The organism is Pseudomonas sp. AIG (assembly GCF_977020205.1).
In genome coordinates, this window is sequence record NZ_CDROCK010000003.1 from 13,672 (window position 1) to 30,495 (window position 16,824).

The following is a 16,824-nucleotide window of genomic DNA, read 5'->3' on the forward strand; positions in this document are numbered from 1 at the left end:
TCAGACTCCCTGTAAACTGCGCGGGTTTTTAGCCCCCCATTCCACCGGAGCCGTCCATGTCCCGCGTTACCCTGAGTCGCTATTTGATTGAGCAGACCCGCAGCAATAACACTCCTGCCGATCTGCGTTTCCTGATCGAAGTGGTCGCGCGTGCTTGCAAAGAAATCAGCCACGCCGTGTCCAAAGGCGCCCTGGGTGGTGTGCTGGGCAGCATGGGCACTGAAAACGTCCAAGGCGAAGTGCAGAAGAAACTCGACGTGATCTCCAACGAGATCCTGCTCGAAGCCAACGAATGGGGCGGTCACCTGGCCGGCATGGCGTCCGAAGAAATGGACAATGCCTACCAGATCCCGGGCAAATACCCGAAAGGCGCGTACCTGCTGGTATTCGACCCACTGGACGGCTCGTCGAACATCGACATCAACGCTCCGGTCGGCACCATCTTCTCGGTACTGCGTTGCCCGAACGAATACCTGAGCCAGAACGAGCCGCTGAACGAAAAAGCGTTCCTGCAGCCAGGCACTCAGCAAGTGGCCGCCGGTTACGCGATCTACGGCCCGCAGACCATGCTGGTACTGACCTTGGGCGACGGCGTGAAAGGTTTCACCCTCGACCGCGAAATGGGCAGCTTCGTGCTGACTCACGAAGACATCACCATTCCTGAATCGACCCAGGAATTCGCCATCAACATGTCCAACCAGCGTCACTGGGAAGCCCCGGTACAACGCTACGTGGGCGAGCTGCTGGCCGGTGAAGAAGGTCCTCTGAAAAAGAACTACAACATGCGTTGGGTCGCGGCGATGGTTGCCGACGTACACCGCATCCTGACCCGTGGCGGTCTGTTCATGTACCCGCGCGACAGCCGTGAGCCTTCCAAGCCAGGCAAACTGCGTCTGATGTACGAAGCCAACCCGATGTCGTTCCTGGTGGAACAGGCGGGCGGCGCGTCCACCGACGGTCACCAGCGCATTCTCGACATTCAGCCGGAAGGCCTGCACCAGCGCGTAGCGGTGTTCCTCGGTTCGAAAGAAGAAGTCGCACGCGCTACGGCCTACCACAAGGAATAAACCATGACCGCGCCCTGGCAGCCGTTGCTCGATTGGTGGTTCGGACACGCCGAATCCCCCGACGAGATATCGGCTGACAAGGGCAAGTTGTGGTTCGGCAAGCGAGACAGCCAAGACCTCGAAGCGCAGACGCGTTTCGGGGTCTTTGTCGATCAGGCCCTGGCTGGCGAATTGACCGCGTGGACGCAACGTCCCGAAGGTTGGTTGGCGGTAGTGCTACTGCTCGATCAACTGCCGCGAATGATCTTTCGCGATACTCCCAAAGCATTCTCTGGTGATCTGCGCGCGCAAAAACTCGTCGCCCAAGGTATTGCGGCGGATTTCGATCGGCAGTTGAAACCGATCCAGCGTGTGTTTATTTATCTGGTGTTTGAGCACTGCGAGAATCTTGCGGTGCAGAACGAGGCGGTTTCCAGGTTTATTGAGTTGGTGGCTGAGCAGCCAGAGTCAGAGCGGGCGGTGTTTGCCGACAATCTGGATTATGCCGAGCGACATCAGAAAGTGATTGCGCGGTTTGGCCGGTTTCCGCATCGCAATGCGGTGTTGGGGCGGGAGTCTACGGCTGAGGAGATGGTGTTTCTCGGTCAGCCTGGGTCACGGTTCTAAATCAAGGGTTGCCTCGTAGAAGCCGTTTCATCAACAGGGCCGGCAGGCTTTTTCGCGTATCGACAATGATATGGATGAAAACCGTTTTTTCTCGCACCTCATAAATAATCCGGTTCATTCCCAAAACAATCTGGCGGTATTGGCAGAGATTGAGCTTCTCGATTTCTTCGGGGATTGATCCTGAATAAGGCAGATCTGCGAGACCAAAGATTGCAGTCTTGAGATCGGCATAAGTGCTTTGCCAAATTTGGCTTGAGAACTGTCTGACGAGGTAGGTGCGAAGTTCTTTGAGATCTGCTTGTGCAGACTGGAGAATAACGACCTTTAAACTCATTGATGATCGGCCTTATCCAGTTCGGCAAACACATCTTCAGCATCACTGAACTTGCCTTCCTCAATCTCCCGATTACCCATCGCCAACAGTTTCAACAAGGCCATCGTGCCTTCTTGCTCTTCAAAGCTTTTCACATCCATGACCACTAGCTTGGCTTCACCGTTTTGCGTAATTACCAGCGGCTCGCGGCTTTCTGTGATTGATTTGACGATTTCGGCCGTGTGGCTTTTCAGGTAACTGATCGGTTTGATTTGCGATGAAAGCTTCATGATTGAACCCCGCCAAATTGAACAGGACTGAGTTTAGTCTTAATTCAGTCCAGCGTCAGTGCGAGCTGACCAACGTGTTCCAATTTCCACATTCCTACGTCGCTGATGTCGCCTTCGCGAGCAAGCTCGGCTCCTACAGTGGATCTGTGAACGATACAGAACCATTGTAGGAGCCGAGCTTGCTCGCGAAGGGGCCAGAAGCAACACCGCTTAAATGCGGAAACTACCGACCAATTGCTTCAACCGCGCCGCCTGCTGCTCCAGATCCGAGCACGCGCGCAACGTTGCCTGTAAGTTCTCCACGCCTTCCTGATTCAGCGTGTTGATCTCGTTGATATCGACATTGATCGACTCAACCACGGCGGTCTGCTCTTCGGTCGCGGTGGCCACCGACTGGTTCATCCCGTCGATCTCACCAATTCGCTGAGTCACGCTGCCCAGACGTTCGCCAGCCTGATTGGCGATGCCGACGCTGTTTTCGCTCTCGCGCTGGCTCTCGGTCATGATGCTGACCGCCTGACGTGCGCCGACTTGAAGCTCTTCGATCATCTTCTGCACTTGCTGCGCCGAATCCTGAGTGCGGTGGGCGAGGTTGCGCACTTCATCGGCAACCACGGCGAAACCACGACCGGCTTCACCGGCACGCGCCGCTTCGATTGCGGCGTTGAGTGCCAGCAGGTTGGTCTGCTGGGAAATGCTGGTGATCACTTCAAGAATCTGACCGATGTTCACCGTGTTGCTGTTCAAGGTTTCGATGTTGCCGCACGAATCACTGATCTTCGCCGACAACTGCTGCATCGCGTGGATGGTTTTATCCACAACCTGCTGACCGTCGACCGCGAGGCTGCGCGCGTCGCTGGAATGCTGCGACGCGAGGGCGGCGTTCTGGGCGATTTCCTGCGCGGCGGCACCGAGCTGGTTGATCGCCGCGGCAACGCTGTTGGTGCGGGTGGCTTGCTGATCGGAGTTGTACATCGACGAGTTCGACGCCGCGACCACGCGCAGGGCGACTTCGTTGACCTGGCCGGTGGCCGAGGACACTTCGCGGATCGAGGTGTGGATGCGCTCAACAAAACGGTTGAACGAAGTGCCCAGTGCGCCGAATTCGTCGTTGCCGTGAATCACCAGACGTTTGGTCAGGTCGCCTTCACCTTCAGCGATGTCGTGCATGGCGCGGCCCATGGTCAGCAGCGGCTGCATCAACACACGGATGAGCATGCCGAGCAGGGCGATGATGATCACCACGGCAATGACCATGGCGATCAGCGCCGAGGTGCGGAACTCGCTGAGCATCGAGAACGCGGTGTCTTTATCGAGCACCAGCGCCACGTACCAGTCAGCCGACGGCACGCCGTTGACGTGGGTGAAGGAGATCAGTTGAGTCTTGCCGTCGAACTCGACTTCTTTCAGGCCCGGGCTGACTTTCGGCGCACCGTTCGGGTAGGCCTCGGCGAGGGTCTTGAGCACCAGTTTGCTGTTCGGGTGAATCAGGATCTTGCCATCGGCGCTGACGATGAACGCGTGGCCGTGGCCGCCGAAGTTCAGCGAGTTGATGATCGCGCTGACGCTGGTCAGGTCGATATCGGCACCGGCGACGCCGAGCATCTGGCCCTGACGCTGCACCGGCGTGGCGACGGTGATCACCAGTTTGCCCGAGGATGCGGCGATGTATGGTTCGGTAACGATGGTCTGCTGCGCGCTGTTGGCGGCTTTGTACCAGCCGCGTGCGCGTGGATCGTAATCCGGCGCGCGGTTGCCGGCCGGCACCGAGAACATCACGCCGTCAGCACCACCGAAGTAGCTGAGCTGGAAATTGCCGGTGTAGGCGGGCAGATCAATGATGCGTTTCAGGCTGGCCGGGGCGTTGCCGTCGACGGCCACTTGCTGCGACAGCGATTGCAGCAATTGAATGCGGCTTTCCAGCCAGGTCTGGATGTTGCTGGTGGTCAGGCTGCCCAGTTCCTGCATCGACGCTTCGGTGCTCGTGCTCAAGGCTTCGCGCTGTCGATAGTCGTTGAAGAAAATGAAACAGGCGAACGCAACGGCCACCACGAGGGCGGCAGCCAGCAAGATCTTGTGGCTGAATTTCATGTTTCTGGTCATCGAATGAACTACCGCGAAGGGGCTGGTCAAGAAAGGGCGGCAATTTGCCACACTCGGGGGCTTTGCGCTGCTCTTATTTCGACCGCGGCGCGCCAAAGATTAGGCGTCTTTGGTGAAAGGCGACGAAATGCTCAATAGCCCTACAAAGTGTCTGATTTATCGGCAAATGCCAGACGGGCGGGCTAATAAATAGCCATTCCCCCACGGAACCAGATGAGGGTTTTCTCTTCTAAGCTTCTGGTTGGCACCATGCCATCCCCCCTCGTTCCAGGAGTTACACCATGTCGCTGCGATCTCTCGCCCTTCTGTCGTTTTGCGTGCTGTTGGCCGCATGCAGCAAGGTCAATCAGGAAAACTATTCGAAGCTCTCGGCCGGGATGGCCAAGGCCGAAGTCGAAACCCTGCTCGGCAAACCGACGGATTGCTCGGGCGCGCTCGGCATGTCCAGTTGCACCTGGGGCGACAAGAACAGCTTTATCAGCGTGCAGTACGCCGGTGACAAAGTGCTGATGTTTTCCGGCCAAGGCCTGAAGTAAACCGGGGCTTCGCGCCCACGGAGAAGAAAAATGAAGCGGTTATTGCTGATCCTTTTTGCCGGCCTGGTACTGGCCGGCTGCGCCACTTCCGGCGTAGACTCGTTGGCGCCGAAAACCGTCAACAGCGTCAATCTCAAGCGCTATCAGGGCACATGGTACGAGCTGGCGCGTTTGCCGATGTATTTCCAGCGCAATTGCGCGCAATCCGAAGCCCATTACACCCTCAAGCCTGACGGCAATGTCGCGGTGCTCAATCGCTGCCTGACCCCGCAATGGCAGTGGGAAGAAGTGAAGGGCACGGCGTCTCCACAGGTGCCGGGCAAGACTGACAAGCTCTGGGTCGAATTCGATACCTGGTTCTCACGCCTGATTCCGGGTGTAGCGAAAGGCGAATACTGGGTGCTGTACGTCAGCGATGACTACAAGACGGCCATCGTCGGCGACCCGAGTCGCAAGTACATGTGGCTGCTGTCGCGCACGCCGACCGTCAACGGCGTGGTGCGTGAAGAACTGCTGAGCAAGGCGCGTCAGCAGGGGTATGACACTACGCGACTGATCTGGCGGGCGTCGGATCGGCAGATGGCCAAGACTTCAAACTAAAGAACACCACAAAACCAATGATCGCTCCCACGCTCCGCGTGGGAATGTCTCAATGGACGCTCCGCGTCCGCTTGTGGGACGCAGAGCGTCCCGGGCTGCATTCCCACGCAGAGCGTGGGAACGATCAGCTGTCAGCCCAGGAGGTCACGCAGGACCTGGGTGAAGGCACGCGCACTGTCTTCTTCGCCAGCATGCCGGCCATCACGTACAACCCACTGGCCATTGACCAGCACATCGCGCACCTGCCGATCGCCGCCGGCAAACAACCAGCGATTCAAAATCCCGTCACCTGTGGCCGTCGCTAGATAGGGATCATTGCCATCGAGCACGATCCAGTCCGCACGCTTGCCCACTTCCAGCGCCCCGATCGGCTGCCCCAACGCCTGCGCACCGCCATCCAGCGCCGCGTCATACAACGTGCGCCCGACCATTGGCTGATCCGCACCGTACAAACGGTTACGCCGCTGATCGCGCAGACGCTGACCATATTCCAGCCAACGCAATTCCTCCACCACGCTGAGCGAGACATGGCTGTCGGAACCGATGCCCATACGCCCGCCCTGTGCGAGGAAATCCACTGCCGGAAAAATCCCGTCGCCCAGATTTGCTTCGGTGGTCAGACACAGTCCGGCAATGGCGCGACTCTTGGCCATCAGCGTGACTTCTTCCGGGTTGGCGTGGGTCGCATGGACCAGGCACCAGCGCTGATCGACTTCGGCATTTTCGTACAGCCATTGCAGCGGCCGACGCCCGCTCCAGCTCAAGCAGTCTTCGACTTCTTTCTGCTGTTCAGCGATATGGATGTGCACCGGGCATTGTTTGTCGCTGGCGGCCAATACTTCGCTGATCTGCTGCGGCGTCACCGCACGCAACGAGTGGAAGCACAGCCCCAGCGACTGCGCTTTTTGCTGCGCGAGTAACGGCTGCAAACGTGATTGCAGATTCAGGTAGTTTTCGGTGCTGTTGATGAAACGGCGCTGGCCATCATTCGGCGTCTGGCCGCCGAACCCGGAGTGGCTGTAGAGCACTGGCAGCAGGGTCAGACCGATACCGCTTTCGCTAGCAGCCTGACTGATGCGCAGCGCCAGTTCAGCCGGATCGGCGTAAGGCTGACCATTGCTGTCGTGATGCACGTAATGAAATTCGGCGACGGAGGTGTAACCGGCCTTGAGCATTTCGATGTACAGCTGACGGGCAATCACGCCGAGCTGATCCGGGCTGATTTTTCCGACGAGCCGATACATCAGATCGCGCCACGTCCAGAAACTGTCGTTCGGGTTGCCGGCCACTTCGGCCAGTCCGGCCATCGCGCGCTGGAAGGCGTGGGAGTGCAGATTGGGCATTCCCGGCAGCAATGGCCCGCTCAGTCGTTCGGCACCATCTGCAGTGGAATCGGTCTGGATTTGGGTCAGCAAGCCCTCGGCGCTGACCTCAAGACGTACATTGTTGGCCCATCCGTTAGGCAGCAGCGCGCGTTCGGCAAAGAAGGCGGACATGGTTCAGCACCCCATCGTGTGTTATTTGTATATACATATACAGACGTTTGCCTGCCCGGTAAACTCCGGCAAGCTAGCCACTTTCATCCAATGAACAGGGATCAACCGTGCCGACTCCGCCTCCAGTCTCCCCGTTGGCCGCGAACATGGGCGACAGTCCGGCGCCCTTGTACGCCCGCGTCAAACAGATGATCACCCAGCAGATCGACAGCGGAAACTGGCCGCCGCACTACCGCGTGCCGTCCGAGAGCGAGTTGGTCAATCAACTCGGTTTCAGCCGCATGACCATCAACCGCGCCCTGCGCGAGATGACTGCTGACGGCCTGTTGGTGCGCATGCAAGGCGTCGGCACGTTTGTCGCCGAACCGAAGAGCCAGTCCGCGCTGTTCGAAGTGCACAACATCGCCGACGAAATCGCTTCCCGTGGCCATCGCCACACCTGCCAGGTGATCACCCTCGAAGAAGAGGCCGCCGGTTCCGAGCGCGCACTGGCGCTGGACATGCGTGAAGGGCAGAAGGTCTTCCACTCGCTGATCGTGCATTACGAAAACGACATTCCGGTGCAAATCGAAGACCGTTTCGTCAACGCGCTGGTCGCCCCGGAATACCTCAAGCAGGATTTCACCCTGCAAACGCCGTACGCCTATCTCAACCAGGTGGCGCCGCTGACAGAAGGCGAGCATGTGGTCGAAGCGATCCTTGCCGAGTCTTCTGAATGCAAGTTGTTGCAGATTGAAAAAGGCGAGCCGTGCTTGTTGATTCGTCGCCGCACGTGGTCGGGGCGTCAGCCGGTGACCGCTGCTCGTCTGATCCATCCCGGTTCTCGTCATCGTCTGGAAGGACGGTTCCATAAATAGAGAGCATAAATGAATGGTTTGAAGGTTTTACGCGCTGAAGGCTACCCGCGCATGCCGTGGAAAAACGGTGGCGGCAGCACTGAAGAAATCACCCGTGATGCGGGTGCCGGTCTGGACGGTTTCGGCTGGCGCCTGTCGATTGCCGATATCGCCGAGTCGGGCGGCTTCTCGACATTCGCTGGCTATCAGCGAGTGATCACCGTGTTGCAAGGTGACGGCATGACCCTGTGCGTCGATGATGACGATACGCGGCCGCTGTTACCGCTCGACCCGTTTGCGTTCAGCGGTGAAAGCCAGGTCTCCTGCACGCTGCTCGGCGGCGCGATTCGCGACTTCAATCTGATCTATGCGCCGCAGCGTTACAGCGCGCGGTTGCAGTGGCTGGACGGTGAGCAGCGGTTCTTTAGTTCGGCGGGGACGGTGCTGGTGTTCAGTGTCAGTGAGTTGCTGGAAGTCCGGATCGGTGACAGTGTTTCGCAGCTGGGGCGACATGATTGTCTGCAACTGGACGGTAACAACGGGTTGGTCGAAGTCTCCACCAATGCCGCTTGCTGCGTGATCGAACTGACTGCGCGCTAGTTAACCCTCCCACTGATCGTTCCCACGCTCTGCGTGGGAATGCATCCCGTGACGCTCTGCGTCACCTCCATCGAAGCGGACGCGGAGCGTCCATGGCGGCGTTACCACGCAGAGCGTGGGAACGATCAGGTCCTGTTTCCATCCTCGCACCAATTTGTTACCGAACGCCCCAACGTGGCGCAAAGCCGCGCTCATTTAACCGAACCCCGACCGCACAAAATCTCTCCGCGAAAAATTTCATCCACACTCGAACCCTTGATTCAGGTGCTTTCCAGCCCTGCCCACGATTTTTCTTGAACACTCCTCCAACAAGTTGGCCGCTTGATTGCATATGCTTGTATGTACAAGTAAAGACGTATGCGTATGAGTCGCTCGAGACTCTCCGCAGCGTCCACTGATTCGCTTGTCGCGCAGCGAAGCGCACAGGCTGCTTGCCCACTGCCAGGGTTGGTTTGAATTGATCGCTGAGGAGTCTCTTTCGTGACTGATAACAAAATGACTAAGTTTCGCGACGTCGAAATACGTGCCGCCCGCGGCAACAAGCTGACCGCCAAGAGCTGGCTGACCGAAGCGCCGCTGCGCATGCTGATGAACAACCTCGACCCGGAAGTCGCCGAGAACCCGAAAGAGCTGGTGGTCTACGGTGGTATCGGTCGCGCCGCGCGTAACTGGGAGTGCTACGACAAAATCGTCGAGAGCCTCACCAACCTGAATGACGACGAGACCCTGCTGGTGCAATCCGGCAAGCCGGTCGGTGTATTCAAGACTCACAGCAACGCCCCGCGTGTACTCATCGCCAACTCCAACCTCGTCCCGCACTGGGCGAGCTGGGAACACTTCAATGAGCTCGACGCCAAGGGCCTGGCCATGTACGGCCAGATGACCGCGGGCAGCTGGATCTACATCGGCAGCCAGGGCATCGTTCAAGGCACCTACGAAACCTTCGTTGAAGCCGGTCGTCAGCACTACAACGACAACCTCACCGGCAAGTGGGTCCTGACCGCCGGCCTCGGTGGCATGGGCGGCGCACAACCGCTGGCGGCAACCTTGGCCGGCGCCTGCTCGCTGAACATCGAATGCCAGCAGGTCAGCATCGATTTCCGCCTGAAAAGCCGTTACGTCGACGAGCAAGCCAAAGACCTCGACGACGCCTTGGCACGCATCGACAAATACACCAAAGAAGGCAAAGCGATCTCCATCGCGCTGCTGGGTAACGCCGCCGAAATTCTGCCGGAACTGGTCAAGCGCGGCGTACGCCCGGACATGGTCACCGACCAGACCAGCGCCCATGACCCGCTCAACGGTTACCTGCCCGCCGGCTGGACCTGGGACGAATACCGCGCCCGCGCCAAGACCGAGCCGGCCGCCGTGATCAAAGCCGCCAAGCAGTCGATGGCCGTGCACGTCAAAGCCATGCTGGAGTTCCAGAAGCAAGGCATCCCGACCTTCGACTACGGCAACAACATCCGTCAGATGGCCCAGGAAGAAGGCGTCGAAAACGCGTTCGATTTCCCAGGCTTCGTACCGGCCTACATTCGTCCGCTGTTCTGCCGTGGCATCGGCCCGTTCCGTTGGGCGGCGCTGTCGGGTGATCCGCAAGACATCTACAAAACCGACGCCAAGGTCAAAGAGCTGATCCCCGACGACGCGCACCTGCACAACTGGCTGGACATGGCCCGTGAGCGCATCAGCTTCCAGGGTCTGCCGGCGCGTATCTGCTGGGTCGGTCTGGGCCTGCGCGCCAAGCTCGGTCTGGCCTTCAACGAGATGGTCCGCAGCGGTGAGCTGTCGGCGCCGATCGTGATCGGTCGCGACCACCTCGACTCTGGCTCGGTCGCCAGCCCCAACCGTGAAACCGAATCGATGCAGGACGGCTCCGACGCAGTATCCGACTGGCCACTGCTCAACGCTCTGCTGAATACCGCGAGCGGCGCGACCTGGGTTTCCCTGCACCACGGCGGGGGCGTCGGCATGGGCTTCTCGCAGCACTCGGGCATGGTGATTGTCTGCGACGGTACGGACGAAGCGGCCGAGCGCATTGCCCGTGTTCTGCACAACGACCCGGCCACCGGCGTCATGCGTCACGCCGATGCCGGTTACCAGATCGCCATCGACTGCGCCAAGGAACAGGGCCTGAACCTGCCGATGATTACTGGCGGCAAGTAACACGTTTTGGCTTTATGTGGGAGCGAGCTTGCTCGCGAAAGCAATCTGTCAGTCAGCAAAGATGTTGAATGTGCTGGCCAATTCGCGAGCAAGCTCGCTCCCACAGAAAAGCAGCCCTACCGAAGCTCAGTGAACTATTAAAACAATCCACAGAGGTTGAATCATGGCTGTCAACACCGATCGTGCAGGCAACAAACCGTTGATCGAAAGGCGTTCGATCGACTACATCCCGGAAGCGGAAAGACACGGTCGTCTGTTTAGCCAGTTCACCCTGTGGATGGGTGCCAACCTGCAAATCACTGCGATTGTCACCGGGGCCTTGGCCGTGGTGTTGGGCGGTGATGTGTTCTGGTCGCTGATCGGTCTGTTGATCGGTCAATTGCTCGGCGGTGGCGTGATGGCGCTGCACGCGGCGCAAGGGCCGAAACTCGGTCTGCCGCAGATGATTTCCAGCCGCGTGCAGTTTGGCGTCTATGGTGCGGCGATCCCTATCGTCTTGGTGTGCCTGATGTACCTGGGTTTTACCGCGACAGGCACGGTGCTTTCCGGTCAGGCGTTAGGCCAGCTATTCAATGTCAGCGACAGCGTCGGCATCCTGATTTTCGCCAGCGTGATCGTGGTGGTCACGGTGCTCGGTTATCGAGTGATCCACTGGATTGGCCGTGTCGCCAGCGTCATTGGCGTGATCGCTTTCGTCTTCCTGTTCTGGCGTCTGATGAGCCAGACCGACGTCGGCGCACTCCTGCAAATCCGTCATTTCAGCTGGAGCAGTTTCCTCCTCGCAGTGTCGCTCGCGGCCTCCTGGCAGATCGCGTTTGGCCCCTACGTGGCTGACTATTCCCGTTACCTGCCGAGCAAGACTTCGGCGGTGAAAACCTTCTTCGCCGCCGGTGCCGGTTCAGTGGTCGGCGCGCAAGTGGCAATGATCCTCGGCGTGTTCGCCGCCGCTTCGGCCAACGGCCAGTTCGCCGGTCACGAAGTCGCTTACATCGTCGGTCTGGGCGGCACCGGTGCCACCGCTGCGCTGCTGTACTTCAGCATCGCGTTCGGCAAGGTGACCATCTCGACGCTGAACTCCTACGGCAGCTTCATGTGTATCGCGACCATCATCAGCGGTTTCAAAGGCCATCTGACCGTTACGCGCCTGCAGCGTCTGGTGTTCGTGCTGGTGATCGTCGGTGCAGCGACCCTGATCGCGCTGCTCGGTCAGCACTCGTTTCTCGGTGCGTTCAAGTCTTTCATTCTGTTCTTGCTCGCGTTTTTCACCCCGTGGAGCGCGATCAATCTGGTCGACTACTACTGCATCACCCGCGAGCGCTATGACGTGCCTGCACTGGCCAATCCGAACGGCCGCTACGGGCGCTGGAACCTGCTCGGCATCAGCGTCTATGTGTTCGGTGTGCTGGTGCAGCTGCCGTTCATCTCCACCAAGTTCTATACCGGTCCGCTGGTGGCCGCCCTCGGTGATGTGGACATTTCCTGGATCATCGGCCTCGTACTGCCGGCTGTCGTCTACTACGTGTGCGCGAAAAAATGGCACAGCGCGGTACCCGATCAACTGATTCTGCCGGTCGAGCAGAACAGCGTTGTACAACCTAAAACAAGCGGGACCGGACGCGCTGCGGCGCAGGCCTGATTGGACGTGGACAGGGCTGGATGCCTCTTGACTGCCGTAAGCCAATTCATGATTAGGAGCGTCACAACAATGAAATCGAACAAGACCCTGCTGACCACATTGCTGTCCATTGGCCTGTTGGCCAGTGCTGGCGCGACCCAAGCCGCCGGCTGGTGCGAATCGGGCAAACCGGTGAAATTCGCCGGGCTGAACTGGGAAAGCGGCATGCTGCTGACCGACGTCCTGCAAGTGGTGCTGGAGAAAGGTTACGACTGCAAGACCGACAGCCTGCCGGGCAACTCCATCACCATGGAAAACGCCCTGAGCAGCAACGATATTCAAGTGTTCGCCGAAGAGTGGGTCGGCCGCAGCGAGGTCTGGAACAAGGCCGAGAAGGCCGGCAAAGTTGTTGGTGTTGGCGCTCCGGTAGTCGGCGCGGTGGAAGGCTGGTACGTGCCGCGCTACGTGATCGAAGGCGACGCCAAGCGCAAGCTTGAGCCGAAAGCGCCGGACCTGAAAAACATCGCCGACCTGGGCAAATACGCCGCTGTGTTCAAGGACGCTGAAGAGCCGTCCAAGGGCCGCTTCTACAACTGCCCGGCCGGCTGGACCTGCGAGCTGGATAACAGCGAAATGCTGAAAAGCTACGGCCTCGAAAGCAGCTACACCAACTTCCGCCCGGGCACCGGCCCGGCGCTGGATGCGGCGGTGCTGTCGAGCTACAAGCGTGGCGAGCCGATCCTGTTCTACTACTGGTCGCCAACCCCGCTGATGGGCCAGGTGGATCTGGTCAAGCTCGAAGAAAAACCGGGCGTCGACAAGACCGTGAGTATCAAGGTCGGCCTGTCGAAAACCTTCCACGACGAAGCCCCCGAACTGGTCGCGGTGCTGGAAAAGGTCAACCTGCCGATCGATCTGTTGAACCAGAACCTGGGCCGCATGGCCAAGGAACGTATCGAGTCGCCAAAACTGGCGAAAATCTTCCTCAAGGAACATCCTGAGGTCTGGCATGCGTGGGTCAGTGAAGACGCTGCCAAGAAAATCGACGCGGCGCTGTAGGTCGATACCTCCCGGTCAACCGTGAGGCTGGCCGGGAGATATGCCGTAAACGCTTGATTGAGATTTCTGATTGAGAGCCGCTTATGTTTCCCGAAAGCTTTACCTTTTCCATCGCCGACTGGGTCAACGGTTGGGTCGATTCGCTGGTCACCAATTATGGTGATGTGTTCCGCCATATCTCCGACACCCTGCTATGGGCCATCGTCAACCTTGAAGGCTTGCTGCGTGCAGCGCCGTGGTGGTTGATGCTGGCGATCGTCGGTGTGGTCGCCTGGCACGCCACGCGCAAAGTGGTGACCACGGCGGTTATCGTAGGTCTGTTGTTCCTCGTCGGCGCCGTTGGCCTGTGGGACAAACTCATGCAGACGCTGGCGCTGATGATGGTCGCGACGATCATTTCGGTGCTGATCGGCATCCCGCTGGGGATTCTCTCGGCGCGCAGCAACCGCCTGCGTTCGGTGCTGATGCCGCTGCTCGACATCATGCAGACCATGCCCAGTTTCGTGTACCTGATTCCGGTGCTGATGCTGTTCGGTCTGGGCAAGGTGCCGGCGATTTTCGCCACGGTGATCTATGCCGCGCCACCGCTGATTCGCCTGACCGATCTGGGCATCCGTCAGGTTGACGGCGAAGTGATGGAAGCCATCAACGCGTTCGGCGCCAACCGCTGGCAGCAACTGTTTGGCGTGCAATTGCCGCTGGCCCTGCCGAGCATCATGGCCGGGATCAACCAGACCACCATGATGGCCCTGTCGATGGTGGTGATCGCCTCGATGATCGGCGCCCGTGGCCTGGGTGAAGATGTGCTGGTGGGGATTCAGACCCTCAACGTCGGACGTGGCCTCGAAGCCGGTCTGGCGATCGTGATTCTCGCAGTGGTCATCGACCGCATTACTCAGGCGTACGGTCGGCCACGGCATGAGGTGAGCAAATGAGCAACGCAACCGTGAGCAAGATCGAAGTCAAAAACGTCTTCAAGATTTTCGGCAACCGCGCCAAGGATGCGCTGGCCATGGTCGGTCAGGGCAAGACCAAGGATCAGGTGCTGAGCGAGACCGGTTGTGTGGTCGGCGTTAATGACCTGTCGCTGAGCATCGGCACCGGCGAGATCTTCGTGATCATGGGCCTGTCGGGCTCGGGCAAATCGACGCTGGTGCGCCACTTCAATCGGCTGATCGACCCGACCAGCGGTGCGATCCTCGTCGACGGCGTCGACATCCTGCAATACGACATGGACGCCCTGCGCGAATTTCGTCGACACAAGATCAGCATGGTGTTCCAGAGCTTCGGCCTGCTGCCGCACAAGACTGTGCTCGATAACGTCGCCTATGGCCTGAAAGTGCGCGGCGAGAGCAAGCAAATGTGCTCGGAACGCGCGCTGCACTGGATCAACACCGTGGGCCTCAAAGGCTACGAAAACAAATACCCGCACCAGCTCTCCGGCGGCATGCGCCAGCGTGTTGGCCTGGCTCGGGCCTTGGCGGCGGACACCGACATCATCCTCATGGACGAAGCGTTCAGTGCGCTGGACCCGCTGATCCGCGCCGAGATGCAGGATCAGTTGCTGGAGCTGCAAAAGACCCTGCACAAGACCATCGTCTTCATCACCCACGACCTCGACGAAGCGGTGCGTATCGGCAACCGCATTGCGATTCTCAAGGATGGGCGATTGATTCAGGTCGGCACGCCGCGTGAGATTCTGCATTCGCCGGCGGATGAGTACGTTGACCGGTTTGTGCAGCGGCGGGCGGCGGTGGTCTGACGCTCGTTCCCACGCTCTGCGTGGGAATGCATCCCGTGACGCTCCGCGTCACCCTGCACAGAGCAGAAGTCGGGACGCGGAGCGTCCCAGGCGGCATTCCCACGCAGAGCGTGGGAACGATCTTGTTCAAGAGGTTTTTTTGATGTTCCAGGCTGAAAAAATCGTTATCACAGGCAGCCCCCTGCGTTGGCAGGACGTGGTCGCCGTCGCTCGTCACGGTGCACAACTCGAGCTGTCCAGCGACACCTGGGCGCGCATCGAAAACGCCCAAGGCATTGTCCAGCGCATCGTCGAAAGCGGCGAGCGTGCCTATGGCGTCAACACCGGCCTGGGCGGTTTGTCCAATGTCTCGCTAAAAGACGAACAACTCAGCCAGCTCTCGCGCAACACCTTGCTAAGCCACGCCTGTGGCGTCGGCCCGGTAATCGCCGACGAGCAGACTCGCGCGATCATCTGCGCGGCGATCCACAACTACAGCCACGGCAAATCCGGCATCCACCGCCGCGTGGTTGAAGGCCTGCTGGCGCTGCTCAATCGTGGCATCACCCCGCAAGTGCCGTCGCAAGGTTCAGTCGGCTACCTGACGCACATGGCGCACATCGGCATCACGCTGCTCGGCGTCGGTAATGTCAGCTATCGCGGGCAGATTATTTCCGCACAACAGGCATTGGCCGAAGAGGCCCTGCAACCGGTGCAACTCGGCGCGAAAGACGGTTTGTGCCTGGTCAACGGCACGCCGTGCATGACCGGCCTCAGCTGTCTGGCGATTGCCGATGCGACGCGGCTGGTGCAGTGGGCCGATGTCATCGGCGCGATGAGTTTCGAAGCCCAGCGCGGTCAGATCGACGCGTTCGATGCCGAGATCATCGCGCTGAAACCGCATCCGGGCATGCAGCAGGTCGGCATCAATCTGCGTGCGTTACTCGAAGGCAGCGAGGTGATCGCCTCGAGCAAAGGCATTCGCACTCAGGATGCGCTGAGCATCCGTTCGATTCCGCAGGTACACGGTGCGGCGCGGGATCAACTCGACCACGCAATCAAGCAAGTCGAAGCCGAACTCAATGGCTGCACCGATAACCCGCTGCTGCTCGGCACGCCGGACAATTTCCGGGTGATGTCGCAAGCCAACCCGCACGGCCAATCGGTGGCGATGGCGGCGGACCTGCTGGCGATTGCCATGGCTGAAATCGGCTCGATTGCCGAGCGTCGCCTGGACCGTTTGGTGAACCCGCACGTCAGCGGATTGCCGGCGTTTCTGGTGGCCAATCCGGGGGTGAACTCGGGGATGATGATCGTTCAGTACGTCGCCGCATCGCTGTGTGCGGAAAACCGCCAATTGGCGCAACCGGCGGTGCTCGACAACTACATCACCTCCGGCTTGCAGGAAGACCATTTGAGCATGGGCACCAATGCGGCGCTGAAGCTGCATCGCGCGTTGGAAAACTGCACGCAGATCCTCGCCATCGAGTATCTGCTGGCGGCGCAGGCGTTTGAGTTCCTCAAGGAACAACGCTTTGGCGTGGGCACTGACCGCGCGTGGCGACTGCTGCGCGAAAAGGTCCCGGCCTATGATCAGGATCGCTGGCTGGCACCGGATATCGCGGCTGCTGCGAGCGTGTTGAAAGAGCCGAATCTGCCGCACAACGTTTTACCGAATTTGCACTGACAATTACCCATACCAGCGTGCCAAGGCGTGGATCGTCCACAAGACGAGAAACGACGGATAACGGAATGCTCCGGAGCGACTGGTAGTTAATAACAATGTCTCAAAAGGA

The 16,824-nt window shown here is 59.3% G+C and carries 16 protein-coding genes and 1 pseudogene; 12 read left to right on the forward strand and 5 right to left on the reverse strand.

Translation table 11 applies throughout. The annotated features are described in order from the left end of the window. The first annotated feature begins 56 nt into the window (after positions 1 to 56). A complete protein-coding gene (locus ACWR1S_RS02855; RefSeq protein ID WP_007909265.1) occupies positions 57 to 1,067 on the forward strand; it encodes a class 1 fructose-bisphosphatase in 1,011 nt (336 codons plus the stop codon). Between the two features lie 3 nt (positions 1,068 to 1,070). Continuing rightward, positions 1,071 to 1,673, forward strand: coding sequence for a DUF924 family protein (locus tag ACWR1S_RS02860; protein ID WP_454562355.1), 603 nt, complete (start codon positions 1,071 to 1,073; stop codon positions 1,671 to 1,673). Between the two features lies 1 nt (position 1,674). Here ACWR1S_RS02860 and ACWR1S_RS02865 read toward each other — a convergent pair whose 3' ends face one another. The 4 genes and pseudogenes from ACWR1S_RS02865 to ACWR1S_RS02880 form a co-directional block, all read right to left on the reverse strand. Beyond that, positions 1,675 to 2,007 carry a type II toxin-antitoxin system RelE/ParE family toxin gene (locus ACWR1S_RS02865; protein ID WP_158832482.1) on the reverse strand — a complete coding sequence of 111 codons (333 nt, stop codon included), beginning with the start codon at positions 2,005 to 2,007 and terminating at the stop codon, positions 1,675 to 1,677. Further along, entirely contained in the window at positions 2,004 to 2,276 is a 273-nt protein-coding gene (locus tag ACWR1S_RS02870; protein ID WP_158832480.1) for a type II toxin-antitoxin system Phd/YefM family antitoxin, read from the reverse strand. Before ACWR1S_RS02870 ends, ACWR1S_RS02865 begins: the two co-directional genes overlap by 4 nt. Positions 2,277 to 2,486: 210 nt before the next feature. Beyond that, positions 2,487 to 3,251, reverse strand: coding sequence for a methyl-accepting chemotaxis protein (locus ACWR1S_RS02875; protein WP_371042313.1), 765 nt, complete (start codon positions 3,249 to 3,251; stop codon positions 2,487 to 2,489). Between the two features lie 93 nt (positions 3,252 to 3,344). After that, positions 3,345 to 4,379, reverse strand: a pseudogene (locus tag ACWR1S_RS02880) (HAMP domain-containing protein); the annotation flags it as partial. Between the two features lie 281 nt (positions 4,380 to 4,660). Here ACWR1S_RS02880 and ACWR1S_RS02885 point away from each other — a divergent pair. Next, positions 4,661 to 4,915 carry a lipoprotein gene (locus ACWR1S_RS02885; RefSeq protein ID WP_034152995.1) on the forward strand — a complete coding sequence of 85 codons (255 nt, stop codon included), beginning with the start codon at positions 4,661 to 4,663 and terminating at the stop codon, positions 4,913 to 4,915. Between the two features lie 30 nt (positions 4,916 to 4,945). Further along, positions 4,946 to 5,515 (forward strand): lipocalin family protein, encoded by a 570-nt coding sequence (locus tag ACWR1S_RS02890; RefSeq protein WP_454562356.1) that lies wholly within the window; start codon positions 4,946 to 4,948, stop codon positions 5,513 to 5,515. 131 nt (positions 5,516 to 5,646) lie between these two features. On the opposite strand, the gene ACWR1S_RS02895 is transcribed toward ACWR1S_RS02890, so the two are convergent. Next, positions 5,647 to 7,011 (reverse strand): formimidoylglutamate deiminase, encoded by a 1,365-nt coding sequence (locus ACWR1S_RS02895; RefSeq protein WP_454562357.1) that lies wholly within the window; start codon positions 7,009 to 7,011, stop codon positions 5,647 to 5,649. A gap of 146 nt (positions 7,012 to 7,157) precedes the next feature. On the opposite strand from ACWR1S_RS02895, the gene hutC reads away from it, so the two are divergent. The 8 genes from hutC to ACWR1S_RS02935 all read left to right on the forward strand — a co-directional run bounded on the left by hutC (position 7,158) and on the right by ACWR1S_RS02935 (position 16,715). Continuing rightward, positions 7,158 to 7,868, forward strand: coding sequence for a histidine utilization repressor (gene hutC / locus ACWR1S_RS02900; RefSeq protein WP_162130175.1), 711 nt, complete (start codon positions 7,158 to 7,160; stop codon positions 7,866 to 7,868). A 9-nt stretch (positions 7,869 to 7,877) separates the two neighbouring features. Next, a complete protein-coding gene (locus tag ACWR1S_RS02905) occupies positions 7,878 to 8,447 on the forward strand; it encodes a HutD/Ves family protein (protein ID WP_454562358.1) in 570 nt (189 codons plus the stop codon). A 495-nt stretch (positions 8,448 to 8,942) separates the two neighbouring features. After that, a complete protein-coding gene (gene hutU, locus ACWR1S_RS02910; protein ID WP_172680065.1) occupies positions 8,943 to 10,613 on the forward strand; it encodes a urocanate hydratase in 1,671 nt (556 codons plus the stop codon). Between the two features lie 163 nt (positions 10,614 to 10,776). Then, positions 10,777 to 12,249 carry a purine-cytosine permease family protein gene (locus tag ACWR1S_RS02915; protein ID WP_454562359.1) on the forward strand — a complete coding sequence of 491 codons (1,473 nt, stop codon included), beginning with the start codon at positions 10,777 to 10,779 and terminating at the stop codon, positions 12,247 to 12,249. A 69-nt stretch (positions 12,250 to 12,318) separates the two neighbouring features. Continuing rightward, entirely contained in the window at positions 12,319 to 13,287 is a 969-nt protein-coding gene (locus tag ACWR1S_RS02920; protein ID WP_454562360.1) for an ABC transporter substrate-binding protein, read from the forward strand. A gap of 83 nt (positions 13,288 to 13,370) precedes the next feature. Beyond that, positions 13,371 to 14,222: an ABC transporter permease gene (locus ACWR1S_RS02925; protein WP_007949591.1), complete on the forward strand. Its 852-nt coding sequence runs from the start codon at positions 13,371 to 13,373 to the stop codon at positions 14,220 to 14,222. Then, positions 14,219 to 15,049, forward strand: coding sequence for a quaternary amine ABC transporter ATP-binding protein (locus tag ACWR1S_RS02930; protein ID WP_007909304.1), 831 nt, complete (start codon positions 14,219 to 14,221; stop codon positions 15,047 to 15,049). Before ACWR1S_RS02925 ends, ACWR1S_RS02930 begins: the two co-directional genes overlap by 4 nt. A gap of 142 nt (positions 15,050 to 15,191) precedes the next feature. Continuing rightward, on the forward strand, positions 15,192 to 16,715 hold the full coding sequence (locus ACWR1S_RS02935; protein WP_454562361.1) for an HAL/PAL/TAL family ammonia-lyase: 1,524 nt from the start codon (positions 15,192 to 15,194) through the stop codon (positions 16,713 to 16,715). Positions 16,716 to 16,824: the final 109 nt, after the last annotated feature.

Excerpts from the sequence above, each read along its gene's own strand:
- ACWR1S_RS02915 (WP_454562359.1), top strand. The coding sequence starts at position 10,777 with ATGGCTGTCAACACCGATCGTGCAGGCAACAAACCGTTGATCGAAAGG.
- ACWR1S_RS02860 (WP_454562355.1), top strand. The coding sequence starts at position 1,071 with ATGACCGCGCCCTGGCAGCCGTTGCTCGATTGGTGGTTCGGACACGCC.
- hutC (WP_162130175.1), top strand. The coding sequence starts at position 7,158 with ATGGGCGACAGTCCGGCGCCCTTGTACGCCCGCGTCAAACAGATGATC.
- ACWR1S_RS02935 (WP_454562361.1), top strand. The coding sequence starts at position 15,192 with ATGTTCCAGGCTGAAAAAATCGTTATCACAGGCAGCCCCCTGCGTTGG.
- ACWR1S_RS02930 (WP_007909304.1), top strand. The coding sequence starts at position 14,219 with ATGAGCAACGCAACCGTGAGCAAGATCGAAGTCAAAAACGTCTTCAAG.
- ACWR1S_RS02855 (WP_007909265.1), top strand. The coding sequence starts at position 57 with ATGTCCCGCGTTACCCTGAGTCGCTATTTGATTGAGCAGACCCGCAGC.
- ACWR1S_RS02870 (WP_158832480.1), bottom strand. The coding sequence starts at position 2,276 with ATGAAGCTTTCATCGCAAATCAAACCGATCAGTTACCTGAAAAGCCAC.
- ACWR1S_RS02895 (WP_454562357.1), bottom strand. The coding sequence starts at position 7,011 with ATGTCCGCCTTCTTTGCCGAACGCGCGCTGCTGCCTAACGGATGGGCC.
- ACWR1S_RS02920 (WP_454562360.1), top strand. The coding sequence starts at position 12,319 with ATGAAATCGAACAAGACCCTGCTGACCACATTGCTGTCCATTGGCCTG.
- ACWR1S_RS02865 (WP_158832482.1), bottom strand. The coding sequence starts at position 2,007 with ATGAGTTTAAAGGTCGTTATTCTCCAGTCTGCACAAGCAGATCTCAAA.
- ACWR1S_RS02890 (WP_454562356.1), top strand. The coding sequence starts at position 4,946 with ATGAAGCGGTTATTGCTGATCCTTTTTGCCGGCCTGGTACTGGCCGGC.
- ACWR1S_RS02885 (WP_034152995.1), top strand. The coding sequence starts at position 4,661 with ATGTCGCTGCGATCTCTCGCCCTTCTGTCGTTTTGCGTGCTGTTGGCC.
- ACWR1S_RS02875 (WP_371042313.1), bottom strand. The coding sequence starts at position 3,251 with ATGTACAACTCCGATCAGCAAGCCACCCGCACCAACAGCGTTGCCGCG.
- ACWR1S_RS02925 (WP_007949591.1), top strand. The coding sequence starts at position 13,371 with ATGTTTCCCGAAAGCTTTACCTTTTCCATCGCCGACTGGGTCAACGGT.
- hutU (WP_172680065.1), top strand. The coding sequence starts at position 8,943 with ATGACTAAGTTTCGCGACGTCGAAATACGTGCCGCCCGCGGCAACAAG.
- ACWR1S_RS02905 (WP_454562358.1), top strand. The coding sequence starts at position 7,878 with ATGAATGGTTTGAAGGTTTTACGCGCTGAAGGCTACCCGCGCATGCCG.